The sequence below is a fragment of the Burkholderia sp. Se-20378 genome (genome assembly GCF_017104665.1).
In the GTDB taxonomy this organism is placed as follows: Bacteria; Pseudomonadota; Gammaproteobacteria; order Burkholderiales; family Burkholderiaceae; genus Burkholderia; species Burkholderia lata.
In genome coordinates, this window is sequence record NZ_JAAGPG010001192.1 from 1 (window position 1) to 633 (window position 633).

The window sequence follows — 633 nt, forward strand, 5'->3', positions numbered from 1 at the left end:
TCGCGGCGTTCGGATGGCGCATCGCGTTCGCGGGCATCACGCTCGCGGCGCTCGTGCTGATCGGCTGGATCCGCTGGCGCGTGCCCGACTATCCGGGGCAGCAGGCCGGTGCGCGCGAGCCGGTGCTCGGCGTGATGACGCTGCCCGGCGTGCGGCCGGTGCTGACCGTGATGTTCGCGTACGTGCTTGCGCACAACATGCTGTACACCTACGTCGCGCCGTTTCTCGCGGGCGTGCGGATGGGCGCGCAGGTCGATGCGGTGCTGCTCGTGTTCGGTGTTGCGTCGCTGGTCGGCATCGCGCTGACGGGCGCCTGGATCGGCGCTGCGCAGCGACGCCTGACGCTCGTCAGCATCGCGCTGTTCGCGATCGCGGCGGCGATGCTTGGCGCCGGTTCAGGAATGGCGATCGTCTATGCGGGCGTCGCGCTGTGGGGGCTTGCGTTCGGCGGTGCGCCTACGCTGTTCCAGACGGCCACCGCGAACGCGGCAGGGGAGGCGGCCGACGTCGCGCAGTCGATGCTCGTGACGGTGTGGAATCTCGCGATCGCGGGCGGCGGCATCGCAGGCGGGATGCTGCTCGGCGCAACGGGCGCCGGTGCGATTCCGTGGGTGCTCGTCGCGCTGCTGGCAG

The 633-nt window shown here is 71.2% G+C and carries 1 protein-coding gene; it reads left to right on the plus strand.

The features are described 5' to 3' along the window. Positions 1-633 (plus strand): MFS transporter (locus G3N93_RS40935; RefSeq protein ID WP_206135628.1); only part of this gene is annotated, 633 nt, incomplete at both ends.